General features: G+C 61.0%; 10 protein-coding genes. 4 read left to right on the forward strand and 6 right to left on the reverse strand.

What is annotated here, in order from left to right:
• Window positions 1-2: 2 nt before the first annotated feature.
• From V6M90_RS07175 to V6M90_RS07190, 4 genes are all read left to right on the forward strand, one after another.
• Window positions 3-1,814, forward strand: coding sequence for a penicillin-binding protein activator (locus V6M90_RS07175; protein WP_332846256.1), 1,812 nt, complete (start codon window positions 3-5; stop codon window positions 1,812-1,814).
• Complete coding sequence (locus tag V6M90_RS07180) at window positions 1,814-2,185, forward strand: YraN family protein (protein WP_332846257.1); 372 nt, start codon at window positions 1,814-1,816, stop codon at window positions 2,183-2,185. The genes V6M90_RS07175 and V6M90_RS07180 overlap by 1 nt, the downstream gene beginning before the upstream one ends.
• A 92-nt stretch (window positions 2,186-2,277) precedes the next feature.
• Window positions 2,278-2,871, forward strand: coding sequence for a phosphoheptose isomerase (locus tag V6M90_RS07185; RefSeq protein ID WP_003171862.1), 594 nt, complete (start codon window positions 2,278-2,280; stop codon window positions 2,869-2,871).
• A complete protein-coding gene (locus V6M90_RS07190; protein ID WP_003171861.1) occupies window positions 2,868-3,449 on the forward strand; it encodes a BON domain-containing protein in 582 nt (193 codons plus the stop codon). Before V6M90_RS07185 ends, V6M90_RS07190 begins: the two co-directional genes overlap by 4 nt.
• Before the next feature lie 68 nt (window positions 3,450-3,517).
• On the opposite strand, the gene V6M90_RS07195 is transcribed toward V6M90_RS07190, so the two are convergent.
• From V6M90_RS07195 to V6M90_RS07220, 6 genes are all read right to left on the reverse strand, one after another.
• Window positions 3,518-4,288, reverse strand: coding sequence for an OmpA family lipoprotein (locus tag V6M90_RS07195; protein WP_003171859.1), 771 nt, complete (start codon window positions 4,286-4,288; stop codon window positions 3,518-3,520).
• 211 nt (window positions 4,289-4,499) lie between these two features.
• On the reverse strand, window positions 4,500-5,144 hold the full coding sequence (locus tag V6M90_RS07200; protein WP_003171858.1) for an MBL fold metallo-hydrolase: 645 nt from the start codon (window positions 5,142-5,144) through the stop codon (window positions 4,500-4,502).
• A 146-nt stretch (window positions 5,145-5,290) separates the two neighbouring features.
• Window positions 5,291-8,020 carry a LuxR C-terminal-related transcriptional regulator gene (locus tag V6M90_RS07205; protein ID WP_003171857.1) on the reverse strand — a complete coding sequence of 910 codons (2,730 nt, stop codon included), beginning with the start codon at window positions 8,018-8,020 and terminating at the stop codon, window positions 5,291-5,293.
• Between the two features lie 179 nt (window positions 8,021-8,199).
• Window positions 8,200-9,564 carry a DUF1329 domain-containing protein gene (locus V6M90_RS07210; protein WP_003171855.1) on the reverse strand — a complete coding sequence of 455 codons (1,365 nt, stop codon included), beginning with the start codon at window positions 9,562-9,564 and terminating at the stop codon, window positions 8,200-8,202.
• Between the two features lie 43 nt (window positions 9,565-9,607).
• Complete coding sequence (locus tag V6M90_RS07215) at window positions 9,608-11,467, reverse strand: DUF1302 domain-containing protein (RefSeq protein WP_003171854.1); 1,860 nt, start codon at window positions 11,465-11,467, stop codon at window positions 9,608-9,610.
• Window positions 11,468-11,799: 332 nt separating this feature from the next.
• The gene (locus V6M90_RS07220) at window positions 11,800-13,482 is read right to left on the reverse strand and encodes a fatty acid--CoA ligase (RefSeq protein WP_003171851.1); all 1,683 of its coding nucleotides are present in this window, start codon (window positions 13,480-13,482) and stop codon (window positions 11,800-11,802) included.
• Window positions 13,483-13,678 lie beyond the last annotated feature (196 nt).

Genomic DNA, 13,678 nt, shown 5'->3' on the forward strand with positions numbered 1-13,678 from the left:
ACATGATCGCTTGCCTGCGGCTGCTCTCCGCCCTCTGCCTCGCTGCCTTGCTGGCCGCCTGCGCCAGCTCGCCCTCGTCCAGCCTTGGCGACCTTCCACGGACCCCAGACGCCAGTATCGAGCAACTGCTCGAACAGGCCTCCACCGCCAAGACGCCAGAAAAGGCCGCATTGCTGCGCCTGAGTGCGGCTGACATGGCCTACCGCCAGAACAACCCTGGCCGCTCGTCGCAGATTCTTGCGCAAGTGCCCCTGGATATCCTCAAGCCTGCCGCGCAGATATTCGCCAGCACCCTCGCCGCCGAATTGGCCATGGGTCGCAACCAGCCGAAGGCGGCGTTGACCGCCTTGAACCATCCGAGCCTGCAGAGCCTCAAGGAGCTGCCGGCAGAACAGCAGATCCGGACCGGCACCGTGCACGCCCGCGCGTATGAAGCCGATGGCCAGATCCTGGCCGCGGCTCGCGAGCGTGTGGCCATGGCGCCATTACTGACGGGGGATGCCGCCAAGAGCAATCACGAAGCCATCTGGACCTTGATTGCCGCCTTGCCTGCCGAACAGTTGCAGACCAGTGGCAACCCTGTGTTGGACGGCTGGATCACCTTGGCCCAGGCGGTCAAGGGTGCCGGCACGCTGGAGCAGCAACAAGCGGCCATCGACACCTGGCGCGCACAGAACCCTGGGCACCCTGCTGCGGTGCAACTGCCGACTCCGCTGACCAAGCTCAAGGAACTGGCCAGCCAGCCACTGAACAAGATCGCCTTGTTGCTGCCACAGGACGGCCCCCTCGCCTCCGTCGGCAAGGCGCTGCGCGAAGGCTTCATGGCCGCCCACTACCAGGCCGAGCAAGCGGGGCAAAAGCCGCCGGTGATCGAGTTCTATGACAGCTCGCGCCTGACCTCCATCGACGACTTCTACGCCAAGGCCCAGGCCGCCGGCGTGCAATTGGTGGTCGGTCCGTTGGAGAAACCGCTGGTCAAGCAACTCAGCGCACGCGCCCAATTGCCGATCACGACCCTGGCACTGAACTACAGCGAAACGGATCAAGGCCCGGCCCAATTGTTCCAGTTCGGTCTGGCCGCTGAGGACGAAGCCCGCGAAGTGTCGCGCCGTGCCCGCGCCGATGGCCTGCACCGTGCCGCGGCCATGGTGCCGCGTGGTGAATGGGGTGAGCGTGTCTACAAAGCTTTCCGCCAGGACTGGGAAGCCAATGGCGGCACCGTCATGGGTGTCGAGTATGTCGACCAGCCGGTGGCCCTGGCCCAGCAGATCGCAGACCTGTTCCAACTGCGCAAGAGCGAAGGCCGCGCCAAGAGCCTGCAAAGCACCGTCGGTACCGACGTAGCGGCACAACCGTCGCGTCGCCAGGACATCGAGTTCATCTTCCTGGCCGTCACCCCGCAACTGGCCCAGCAGATCAAGCCGACCCTGAACTTCCAGTACGCCGGTGACGTGCCGGTGTATGCGACATCCCATGTCTTCAGTGCCAGCGGTGACCGCAACCAGTACCTGGACATGACCAACGTGATGTTCTGCGAAACCCCTTGGCTGCTCAATACTACCGACCCGCTGCGCAACCAGGTCGCCGCACAATGGCCACAAGCCAATGGCAGCCTTGGTCGGCTGTACGCGATGGGCGTCGATGCCTACCGCCTGGCGCCACGCCTGGGCCAGCTCAAGGCTCTGCCGGACACACGCGTTGACGGCCTCTCGGGCAACCTGGGCATCAGCGCCAACCAGCGTGTTGACCGCCAGATGCCATGGGCAAAGTTTGTCGGTGGCGAGATCCAACGCCTGCCGGACACCCCGCGCTGATGCCCGAGCGGTCCAGCGCGCAAAGCGGCAAGGACGCCGAACAACAAGCGCTGCAACACTTGCAGCAACAGGGTCTGCGCCTCCTGGCGCAGAACTGGTTGTGCACACGCGGCGAGCTTGATCTGGTCATGCTTGACGGCGATACAGTAGTATTCGTCGAAGTCCGCTACAGAAAACACGCACAATGGGGTGGCGCGCTCGCCAGTATCGACGGGCGCAAGCGTCAGAAGCTGATACTCGCCGCGCAGTTTTTCCTGCAAAAAGAGTCTCGCTGGGCCGATTCCCCCTGCCGTTTCGATGTGGTTGCCATGGACAGCACCCCGTCAGGCACAGCTGATCTGACCTGGCTCAAAGATGCCTTCGACAGCTGATTCGCCGGACATTTTCACCACACACTTTTGCTCTTTGCTTTGCGGGCTGCACATTCCTGTGCCAAACAGCCGCGCTACTTAAGGTCACACAGATGGACATGCAATCCCGAATTCGCCAGCTATTCCAGGCCAGCATCGACACCAAGCAACAGGCGATGGACGTACTTGCACCGCACATCGAGCAAGCCAGCCAGGTCATGGTCAACGCCTTGCTCAACGAAGGCAAAATGCTTTCTTGCGGCAACGGCGGTTCGGCCGGCGACGCCCAGCATTTTTCCTCCGAGCTGCTCAATCGCTTCGAGCGTGAACGCCCGAGCCTGCCGGCCATTGCCTTGACCACCGATTCGTCGACGATCACTTCGATCGCCAACGACTACAGCTACAACGAAATTTTCTCCAAACAGATCCGCGCCCTGGGCCAACCGGGCGATGTGCTGCTGGCGATTTCCACCAGCGGCAATTCGGCGAACATTATTCAAGCGATCCAGGCCGCACATGATCGCGAAATGATTGTCGTAGCATTGACCGGACGCGACGGCGGCGGCATGGCCTCGCTGCTGCTGCCCGAAGATGTGGAGATTCGCGTCCCGGCCAATGTCACTGCACGTATTCAGGAAGTCCACCTGCTGACGATCCACTGCCTGTGCGATCTGATCGACAGCCAACTGTTCGGGAGTGAAGAATGACCGTTAACCGCCTCAGTCTCATGGCCATTACGCTGTGCCTTGCCATCAGCGGCTGCAGCACGGCAATCACCGCGACGCGTGACACCCCTATTCAGGACGACAAGGGCACCCGTACCTTCGGCAGCAAGATCGACGACTCGTTGATCGAAACCAAGGTTGAAGTCAACGTTGCCAAGGCCGCCACGGATTTGGGCAACGGTGCTTCGCGCATCGTCGTGACCAGCTTCAACGGTGTGGTGCTGCTGGCTGGCCAGACACCACGCGCCGACCTCAAGGCCCAGGCCGAACAAGCCGCCTCGGCCGTGCAGCGGGTCAAGAAGGTCCATAACGAATTACAGGTCATGGAGCCGATCACCCTGCTGGCCATCAGCAACGATGCCCTGCTGACGACCAAGATCAAGGCGCAGATGCTGACCGACAATGCAATTCCCGGCTCGCGCATCAAGGTCGTGACCGATAACGGCATCGTTTACCTGATGGGCCTGCTGACCCAGGCCGAAGCCACTCGCGCCGCCAACCTGGTACAGGGCGTGTCCGGCGTGCAGAAGATCGTGAAGGTGTTCGAATACATCGATTGATGTAACCGACAGCCACAAAAAAGGGCGCCGTGCATTGACTGCACGGCGCCCTTTTTAGTTGTCAGGGTTTATTGGTACTGCTGGTATGGATTGCCCTGGAACTGGTTGTTTTGCTGAGGTGCCTGCTGCTGGCCCGACGGCTGGCCATACTGCTGGCCTGGGATCGGGCCGAGGTTGACCTCTACGCGACGGTTCTGCGCACGACCGTTGACATCGGCATTGCTGGCAATCGGGTTATCCGGGCCGGCACCACGGGCGCTCAGGTTGGCACCATTGACGCCTTGGGACGTCAGGTAATTGGCCACGCTCTGCGCACGACGCTGGGACAGGTCCATGTTCAATTGGCGACTGCCGGTGCTATCGGTGTAGCCAACGATCTGGATCGTATTCTGGTTGAACTGCTTGAGGGAGTTGGCCAGATTGTTCAGCGGCTGGTAGAAGCTGCTGGAAATCGCGTCCGAATTGGTAGCGAAGGTGATGTTACCCGGCATGATCAGCTTGATCTGATCACCCTGGCGCTGCACTTCCACACCGGTATTGGCCATGCTTTCACGCAGTTTCTTCTCTTGCTGATCGGCGTAGTAGCCATAGCCGGCAGCGCCGGCACCGGCAACGACTGCGCCGATCAACGCGCCCTTGCCGCGGTTGTTATGGTCGATGGCGGCACCGGCCAACGCACCGGCCAGGGCACCGAGGCCGCCGTACTTGGCGGTTTTGCTCATGCCGCTGGGTTCATTATTCGCCTGTCCCTGGCTGCCGTCATAAGGATTAGGTGAAGCGCAGCCGGACAACAGGGCTACGGCGGTAGCGACAACAAGCAGACGACGCGGAGTGAACATTAAGGTGAGCTCCTACTTTTGCATTCTGTGGTGCAGAGGACAATTGGCAATGGACCTGTGCCGAGTTTGGAACGCGACAAACGGCAAAGATTCCGTTGGCGCGTCCCGAGCTGTAACAAAACATTCCGGCTTGCCGTTGCTGTAGAAACCGTAGCAGACCCACGCTGAACGCGACCTGTGTTTTTGCTACAACAGGTTGCCTGCTCGCCCTTCACGCCCGCACAAACGGGTTCTCACGCATTTCATCACCCAGCCGCGTATCGGGCCCATGCCCCGTGACTACCGTGGCACCCTCGTCCAGCGTGTAGAGGCGCTGCTTGATCGAGCGCACGATGGTCGCCTGGTCGCCGCCCCACAGATCCGTACGCCCTACGCCACGCCGGAACAATGTGTCGCCGGCAATCAGCAGCCGGGCATCGGCAAACCAGAAACTCATCGAGCCGGGCGTGTGACCCGGTGTGTGCAACGCGACACCGCAGCCGCAGGCCAGCTCTTCGTCATCTTCCAGCCAGCGGTCCGGAGACGGTACCGGCGTGTAAGGCACGCGAAACATCTGGCACTGCATTTCCAGGTTGTCCCACAGAAACTGGTCGTCCTTGTGCAGGTGCAGGGTGGCGCCGGTTTTTTCTTTCAACTGGCCGGAAGCGAGGAAATGATCCAGATGGGCGTGGGTGTGGATGATGCTGACTACCTTCAGGCCCAAGGCGTCGAGACGAGCCAGGATCAGTTCATGGTTACCGCCCGGGTCGACAACAATGGCTTTTTTGGTGATGGGGTCGCCGATGATGGTGCAGTTGCACTGCAACGGGCCGACGGGGAAGGTTTCGCGGATAAGGGCCGGCTTTGCGGTCGTCATAAATGGGCCTCTGTGCAAGTCGATTGGGTTTCCCAGGGGAATATCGCCAGAATACTTGCACTATAAAGCAGACCGGACTGCTTTGCGGTCCAGCGCGAGCAAGCTCGCTCACCACAAAAAGCCGGCTCGTCATGCGCCTTGAGGCGCTAACCAATCAACCTCAACTCCTGCGCTCGCGCCACCGCCTGCGTACGTCGCTCCACGCCCAGCTTGCTGTTGATATGGCTGGCGTGGGTCTTGACCGTGTGCAGGGAAATAAACAAACGGTTGCTGATTTCCTGGTTGGAACAGCCTTCGGCGATCAGTTGCAGGACGGCCAGCTCGCGCACGCTCAGGGTTTCGTGGACGGGCGAGGTCCCGATCTGCTCCGCCGCCGGCAACAGCGCCAACAGGCTTTGGTTCAGCAGGCCTTGCGGGTCTTTACTCAGTTGCTCGCGCATCCAGTCCGGGTGGCCGTCCAGCAGGCGCTGAAAGGGTTGCAGTGCCCCTCCCGCGCCAGCCTCAAGGGCTCGCGCCAATACCGGCCGCGCCTTGGCCTCCTGCCCCCCCAGCAGCAGAAGCTGCGCCAGTTGAGTCAGCGCCAGCAGCGCGATCATCTGACGCCCGCAGTGATGGGCGTGTTGCGCCAGTTCTTCAAGTCGTTGGAGTGCCGCTTCGGGCTGATGCCGGACGGCGTCGAGTGCGGCTTGTTGCAGTCCGATATGCTGCGGCAGGTGCGGGTGAAATTCTGGCGCCGCGGCGGCGTGCTCGCCGTTATAGGTCTGCCCCAGCCGCGTCAACCAGGCATCGGCCAGGTCGGTGCGGCCCTGGGCCAGCCACAGCTCGCATTTGATCAGGGTAATCATCGCCAGGTAGTAGATCGGCGGCACATCCCAGATATGCATTAAACGCTCCGCCTCGGCCAGTTCGGCGAAGGCCGTGGGAAAGTCGCCGCACCGCCCTTCGAAGCTGGCGATCACGCAATGACCGATCAGCACGCTGATATCGCGGCAGGCGCGCGCCTCGGCCAGGCCGGCGCGCAGGAGGGTGAGACCGGCGTCGGACTGGTTGCGCATCAACAGCAAATAGCCTTCGTAGAGCGAGAGGCGGGCACGCACTGCATATAACCGCTGCGGCGCCAGGCCGTGCAGGCGTTGCAGCCCCTGACGCACTTCATCCAGGGCCCGCAGGATTTCACCCCGCGCCTGCAAGACCCGCGCACGATCGTAATGGGCCAGGGCCTCGAACAGCGGGTTGCCGACGCGCTGCGCCAGCTCCAGTGATTCGCGGTTCAAGCCACGGGCGCGCCACAAGTCGCCATCGGCGATGGCGAGGTTGGACAGGGTCGACAGGCACACCAGGCGCTGGCCGTAGCGCCGCTGCGGCAGACTTTCCAGGGCTTCGCTGCAATAGCGCAAGGTCAACTCACGGTCGCCCCGGCCCCGGGCAATGATGCCGCTCAGCGCGAGCCATTGGGCCAGCATCGACTTCTGTGCGGTAGCCGACGGCGCCGGCAGGAAGCGGCTGAGGTAGCCGGACAACTCTTGCGCCGCATCCAGCTGGCAAGCCAGCCCCAGCGCCCAGCTGTACAGCACGATCAGGCGCGGCGTGCTGATCAACAGGCTGTCGGGCAGGTCCATCTTCCAGCGCAGCAGCATGCCGACGTTCTGTTCGGCCAGCAGTTGTTCTTCGGAGAGGTTTTGTACCAGGTTCGCCGCCACGTCGAGGTGGCCGGCGCGCAATGCCTGCTCCACCGCCTCATCGATCAAGCCCTGGGCGTTGAACCAGCGGCAGGCGCGCAGGTGCAAACTCGCGGCCGGCAGCACATTGCTGCTGGCGCGCCGGGTACGCAGCAGGTCCGAGAATAAATGATGATAGCGGTACCAGTGGCCCTGCTCGTCCAGCGGCACCAAAAAGACTTGATGGGCTTGCAGGTAGCGCAGGATTTCGGCGCTGTCATGGGCTTCGCGCACCGCGTCGCACAGCTCGCTGCAAAAGCGTTCCTGAGGGGCGGTGTCGAACAGGAACGCCTGCACTTCGGGCGGCAGGCAGTCGATCACTTCTTCCAGCAGGTAGTCACGGATCAGCCCTTCCCCACCGTGCAGGCTTTGCGGCAAGGCGCCTTCGCTGCCTGCTTCGGAAGCCGCCAGCAGCCAGAAGCGCAGGCCGGCGACCCAGCCTTCACTGCGGCGGATCAGGTTATCGAGGGCCTCGCCCTTCAAGGAACTGCTGTGGCGGTCCAGCAGCGCCAGGGATTCGGCATGTGTCAGGCGCAGGTCCTGCTCGTGCAACTCCAGCAAATGCCGCGACAGGCGCAAGCGCGCCAGGTGCCAGTCCGGACGCTGGCGACTGGTGACCAGTACCAGCAGGCCGTCGGGCAGATGATTGAGGAAAAATTGCAGGCAACGGTCCAGCACCGGGCCCTGGGCCAGGTGGTAGTCATCCAGCACCAGCAACAACGGGGCATGGATGGACAGGTGCTCAGTCAGCTCATCGAGCAGGCCATCGAGCCACTCTTCAAAGGCAAAGGGTTGGTGACGCTGACGCATTTTCAGCAAGCCCAGGGACTGGGCGCCGAGGTGTGCAAAGTACTGCTGCAAACCTTCGAGCAGGCGCTCCAGGAAACGCCCCGGGTCACTGTCCCGTGGGCTCAGGCCCAGCCACAGGTTTTGCCAGTGGCCCGGCAGGCTCTGGCAGAACTCCACCGCCAGCGAACTCTTGCCGAACCCCGCCGGTGCGCTGACCAGCAACAGTCGCCCCTCCAGCCCGGCGCGCAGCCGTTCGCACAGCCGCGGACGCGGCACGTAGCCGTCAGGCAGCGGAGGCCTGTAGAAGCGACCTTCCAGGGTCGGGATTACCGCACTGGCAGGCCCTTGGATTCGGGACAGATCAGTCATCGCCGGGCTCTTGTAGAAGGCTGTTGTCGGCATTGCAGATGTCCGCAGACTAGCGGTAAAAGCCGCCGCTTTGTAGATCTTTGCAACATTGGCCTGAAAAAGAACTGCGACAAAAAATATCTTAACCAACAAAAAGTGGGAGGGGCTTGCCCCCTCCCACATTGGGTTACAGCTTTCGTTTAGCGAACGCCATCCTGGCGCAGGGCCGCCGGAGTGAAGTCGCTGGTGGTGGCGGTGAAGCCGAAGTCATAGGCCTGCTTCTCTTCGTTCTTCATGCCCAGGGCCAGGTAGCGGCCGGACTGCAGGTCGTAGAGGGTTTCCAGCGCGTACCACGGCACTTGCTTGTCGTAGTAGTTCTCGCCATGGGCTTCGGCGACGCGCCACAGTTGACCGCGACCGTCGTAGTGATCGATCACCGCGGCTTGCCAGGTGTCTTCGTCGATGTAGAAGTCACGCTTGGCATAGATATGACGCTGGCCTTCCTTCAACGTGGCGACCACATGCCAGACGCGGCGCAGCTCATAACGCGTGAGGTCCTGGTTGATGTGGCCGGCCTTGATGATGTCGGCGTACTTGAGCTTCGGATCGTCGATCTTGTAGCTGTTGGAGGCGATATAGATTTCTTTCTTGCCTTCCAGTTTCCAGTCGTAGCGGTCCGGCGCACCGTTGTACATGTCGAGGTTGTCGGAGGTACGCAGGCCGTCGGCGGCGGTACCCGGACCATCATAGGACACTTGCGGCGCACGGCGCACACGGCGCTGGCCGGCGTTGTAGACCCACGCCGAACGCGGTTCCTTAACCTGGTCCAGGGTTTCGTGCACCAGCAGCACACCACCGGCCAGACGCGCCGGCGCGGTCACTTGCTGCTTGAAGTAGAACAGGATGTTGCCCGGATTTTTCGGGTCGAAATCCTTCATCTTGTCGCGGAACACGAACTGGTCGCGGAAGTACACCAGGCTGTAGGAACCGTTGGTTTGCGGTGTGGCCTGGGTGACCAGACGGGTCACGCTGCCACCGCGATAACGGGTGATGTGGTTCCAGATGACTTCGACACCGCTTTTCGGGATCGGGAACGGCACGGCGGTTTCAAAGTTTTCCAGGCCGTTGCCGCCGGACACCAGGTTGGTGGTGGTGGCGTTCTTCTTGATGGAAGCGAACACATCCGCCGGCACGGTGGCGCCGCGATGGGTCGGGTAGACCGGCATCTTGAAGGTTTCCGGGTAACGCTTGAACATCGCGTACTGCCCCGGCGCCAGCTTGTCTTTGTACTGCTCGACGTTCTGCGCGGTGATGGTGAATTGCGGTTGCTCACTGGCGTAAGGGTTGGCCAGGAAGCCTCTGGCATCCACAGCGCCGGCGTTGGTCGCCATTGGCGACCATTTCGGAATGGTGCCGGCTGCGTTACCGGCCATTTCGGCGCCCATCGGCGTCAGGGTCGTGCCCAGCTTGGCGGCTTCATCCGCCGACACCGCCGCCATGACGTTGCTCGCCAGGATCGACAGCCCAAGCACACCCACGTGCAACAGACTTTTGGTTATTTTCATGTTCTGGTCTTCCTGAAATGCCTGCAACTTGGAAAAAGTGTGCTTAGAAGTTGGCGCCGAAGCTCAAAGCGACGAAGTCGCGGTCATTCACGGTGCTGAAATCGCCACCGAAGAAGTTGGTGTAGTTGAGGCTGGCGGTGTAGGTGTTCTGGTATTCGGCATCCAGGCCCAGGCTGACGGCCTTGCGCCCCTCTTCGAAGTTGGCGCCAGGACCCGGCGAGTAACCCTTCACGTCGTGGGACCACGCCACGTTTGGCTTGAGGTTCACACCCGAGAAGACGTCCGGGTATTCCCAGATTGCACGGGCGCGGTAACCCCAGGAAGTGGCGGTGGTGAAGCCATCGTTGTTGCAGTTGGTATTGAGCCCGTTGGCGTTACCCAGGCCGGCACCGACGGCGGTCGAGTTATTGAGCGTATTACAGAAACCACCCGGCAACGTGCCTGGACCAAACACCGGGTCGCGGCCATAACGTGCCTGGGATTTGCTTTCCAGACCGCCCACGTGAGTCACCCCGATCTCACCCACCGTGGTCAAACGGCTGGCGCCCATCACCTGATCGAAGAAGTGCGTGAACGTGGTCTGGAACTGGGTGACTTCCTTACGGTTGTAACCATGCAGGTCCTGACCCGGCGAGCCTTTGAGCACCGAGGCATTGCCAAAACCTGGAATCGGCGTGACGCCGGCATAAAGGATGTCGGTGGTACTCAGTTGCACCGGGGCATTTGGCCGATAGCTCAACTCACCACTCCATGCGGTACCCGTAGGCAGCGTGGTGGAGAAGCTCAAGCCGTAGAGGCGGATATCTTCGGGGTATTCGACAAAGTAGTTAGAGCTGCCCGCCACGATCACGGGGCGCAATGCCGCCAAGGGGCCCAGAGGCCGGGTGTAGGCGGACGATGGCGCACCCTGCGCACTGAAAATCGGCGCACGGCTGTGATAGTTCATGAAGTACGCGCCGAACTCGGTGTCCAGCGGTTCAAAGTTGTAGTGCATCGCTACGCCGAATTGGCCGCTGTCACGCGCATCGCGGTCGGGGCCACGGCGCACCAGCACGCCCTCTTCGTTCACATCAACCCCTACAGCATTGAGGGTTGGATAGGCCAGAGGCGAAATGCGCGAGCGCTTGCTCAAGACCCGAAGGTTGTTATCGCAACCATCAGAGATCACGTCCGGCTGGGAGAAGAACGTCCCGCAGTTATCGGTAACCGTCTGGTCCCATTCCAATTGATAAAACGCTTCGGCCGACAGGTTATCGGTCAAGGTCTGCGACACATAGAACATATTGACCGGAATCAAGCCTTCCTTGACCTCGGCACCCGGACGACGGAACGCGGACACGTCGATCGGGTTGATGGAGTTGATACCGCCACCGATGAAGGTACTTTCGCCCCAGCTCACGACCTGCTTACCGAACCGCACGCTACCCGGCTGATCGGCAATCGCATAGTTGTGGTAAACGAAGGCATCGAGGATTTGCCCGCCAGAGGACTTGGCGCCCTCTTTGCGGTTGTTGTCACTGATGTCCTTGAACTCACGACTTTCATCCTTGAGTTCGAAGTCATACCAGTACTTGCCACGCACAAACACGCCGGTGTCACCGTACTTCAGTTCCAGGTCGTGAATCCCCTTGAAGATCTTCGAGAACGTTTCACCGCGCTTGAAGTTCAGGTGGCCGTCATCGGAAGTCTGGGACAGACCATTGCCACCATTGTTGGCACCGATCAGGTCCTTGTTGGGTTTGGCTGTGGACCAGCTCGCCCCCACGGACAGCGAGGAGTCAAAACTCCCTTCGATTTCACCAATGTTGAAACTGACGCCGAATGCGGGCCCGGCGAGCGTAGAAGCGAGACTGACGGCCAGGGGCAGTCTTGCCCGGCGCCAGAACTGGTTTACTGAGGTCATCGACGCTACTCCATGTGCATTATTGTTATGGCAGTGAGTTCTTTCTGTTGATGCTTGTAACGGCCGGAATACAACGATTCCAATGCCGCCTGGCAACTGAACCTCCATGGCCCGAAGCGACGCATCCTTGAAAAACCCATGGGCGGACTATAGCCAGCAGGGGGTACGGCTTGATCCCTCTAAAGTGTGATTTGCATCACCGACCCGTCTGCCACAGTCCTTTCGCCATGTCGACGAAGGCCGACGCGCAGAGGATGGCTGAAAATCGGCAAATCACAAGTAAAGGCTCAAGATAGAGCATTGCCGTGCCCGAACGGGCACGGCGAAGGGCGTCAGAGGGTGGACAGGAAGGTGCTGTTGTTGGCCTGCCATTCAATGATGTCGATCCGGATACGTTTTTTATCGAGCTTGCCGACGCTGGTCTTGGGAATTTCAGTAACAACGGCGATCTGGCTCGGAATCGCCCACTTGCTCAAATGGCCCAATTCGACAAAAGGCTTGAGGTGCTCCTTGAGTTCGCGGGCCCCTATCACATGGCCATCATGCACCACCAACAGCGCAAACGGGCGCTCGCCCCACTGTGGATCGGCGATGCCCACCACCGCTACTTCGCGTACCGCCGGGTGACGGCTGACCAAGTCTTCGAGGGCCAGGGAAGAGATCCACTCGCCACCGGTCTTGATCACATCCTTGATGCGGTCGCGGATATCGATCACGCCGAACGCATCCAGCGTGGCCACGTCGCCGGTGTGCATCCAGCCACCCGCCCACAGCTCGGCGCCCTTTTGCGGCTCATTGAAATAACCTTCGCTGAGCCAGGGCGCGCGTAGCACCAACTCGCCCTGGGATTCACCGTCGGCGGGCAGGAAGTTGCCCTCACCGTCGACGATCGCCGCTTCGACCAACGGCCCCGGCACGCCGGCCTTGATGCGATAGGTGATGCGTTCATCTTCGCTGCCGGCCATCAACTCGTCGTTGAGGTGCGCACAGGACACCAGCGGCCCAGTTTCGGACATGCCGTACGCAGCGGTCAGCTGAATACCCCGCGCCTTGGACGCTTCGTACAGCGACCGGTTGAGCGCGCTGCCGCCGATGACGATTTTCCAGCCGCCAAAATCCACGCCTTGGGCGGCCTTGGCGTTGAGTACCATTTGCAGGATGGTCGGCACGCAGTGCGAGAACGTAACCTTCTCCTTGCGCCACAACTGCACCAGGTATTCCGGGTCGTAGCGGCCGGGATAGACCTGCTTCAAGCCAAGCATGGTCGCCACATACGGCAGGCCCCAGGCATGCACATGGAACATCGGCGTGATCGGCATGTACACATCGTTGGTGCCCAGCAACCGCACGCTGTCGATGCTGCCCATGATGGTCGCCACCCCGATGGTGTGCAGCACCAGTTGGCGATGGGTGAAATACACGCCCTTGGGGTTGCCGGTGGTGCCGGTGGTGTAGAAGGTGGTGGCGACGGAATGCTCGTCGAAGTCCTGAAAGTCGTATTGGGGGCTGGCAGCGGCCAGCAGGGTTTCGTACTCGCCCACAAGGTTGGGCAACTCAGCGGTTGTTGACTCGCCGTCGGTGAGCAGCAGGGTCTTGTCGACGGTGGTGAGCTGCCCGGCAATCGCCTGGTAAAGCCCGACGAACTCGCTGTTGACCAGCACGAAGCGGTCCTCGGCGTGGTTCATGGTGTACAGAATCTGTTCCGGCGACAGGCGCACGTTGATGGTGTGGATCACTGCGCCGATCATCGGGATGGCGAACATGCATTCCAGGTAACGATGGCTGTCCCAGTCCATCACCGCCACGGTATCACCGGCCTTGACCCCGGCCTCGCTCAACACATTGGCCAGGCGCGCGACCCGTTCGATCAGAGTCGGGTAGGTGTAGCGCAGTTTGTCGCGGTAGACGATTTCCCGGGTTTTTTCGTAGCGGGCGCCGGACATCAGCAGGCGCTTGATCAACAGCGGGTACTGGTATGCACCTTCGGCGGGGGGAATAACACGGGTCTGCAACATACGAATCCCTTTTATGACTGCACGGTCTTGGCTTGAAGACCTGCACTGTAGAGAGGTTATGTTGCAGCTAAATCAGCCGAAGGAATGATTTGCAGGGCCCCATGAGTACTAGCTTTTAGCCATTACTTTGAACTCCTGAAGATCCAATGTGGGAGGGGACGTGCTCCCTCCCACATTTGGAATGTGCCCACTCAAG

This window comes from Pseudomonas lactucae (assembly GCF_036688725.1).
In the GTDB taxonomy this organism is placed as follows: domain Bacteria; phylum Pseudomonadota; class Gammaproteobacteria; order Pseudomonadales; family Pseudomonadaceae; genus Aquipseudomonas; species Aquipseudomonas lactucae.

What these genes read in the sequence shown, in the direction of transcription:
- V6M90_RS07220 (WP_003171851.1), bottom strand. Translation starts at nt 13,482, where the DNA reads ATGTTGCAGACCCGTGTTATTCCCCCCGCCGAAGGTGCATACCAGTAC.
- V6M90_RS07200 (WP_003171858.1), bottom strand. Translation starts at nt 5,144, where the DNA reads ATGACGACCGCAAAGCCGGCCCTTATCCGCGAAACCTTCCCCGTCGGC.
- V6M90_RS07180 (WP_332846257.1), top strand. Translation starts at nt 1,814, where the DNA reads ATGCCCGAGCGGTCCAGCGCGCAAAGCGGCAAGGACGCCGAACAACAA.
- V6M90_RS07205 (WP_003171857.1), bottom strand. Translation starts at nt 8,020, where the DNA reads ATGACTGATCTGTCCCGAATCCAAGGGCCTGCCAGTGCGGTAATCCCG.
- V6M90_RS07175 (WP_332846256.1), top strand. Translation starts at nt 3, where the DNA reads ATGATCGCTTGCCTGCGGCTGCTCTCCGCCCTCTGCCTCGCTGCCTTG.
- V6M90_RS07215 (WP_003171854.1), bottom strand. Translation starts at nt 11,467, where the DNA reads ATGACCTCAGTAAACCAGTTCTGGCGCCGGGCAAGACTGCCCCTGGCC.
- V6M90_RS07195 (WP_003171859.1), bottom strand. Translation starts at nt 4,288, where the DNA reads ATGTTCACTCCGCGTCGTCTGCTTGTTGTCGCTACCGCCGTAGCCCTG.
- V6M90_RS07185 (WP_003171862.1), top strand. Translation starts at nt 2,278, where the DNA reads ATGGACATGCAATCCCGAATTCGCCAGCTATTCCAGGCCAGCATCGAC.
- V6M90_RS07190 (WP_003171861.1), top strand. Translation starts at nt 2,868, where the DNA reads ATGACCGTTAACCGCCTCAGTCTCATGGCCATTACGCTGTGCCTTGCC.
- V6M90_RS07210 (WP_003171855.1), bottom strand. Translation starts at nt 9,564, where the DNA reads ATGAAAATAACCAAAAGTCTGTTGCACGTGGGTGTGCTTGGGCTGTCG.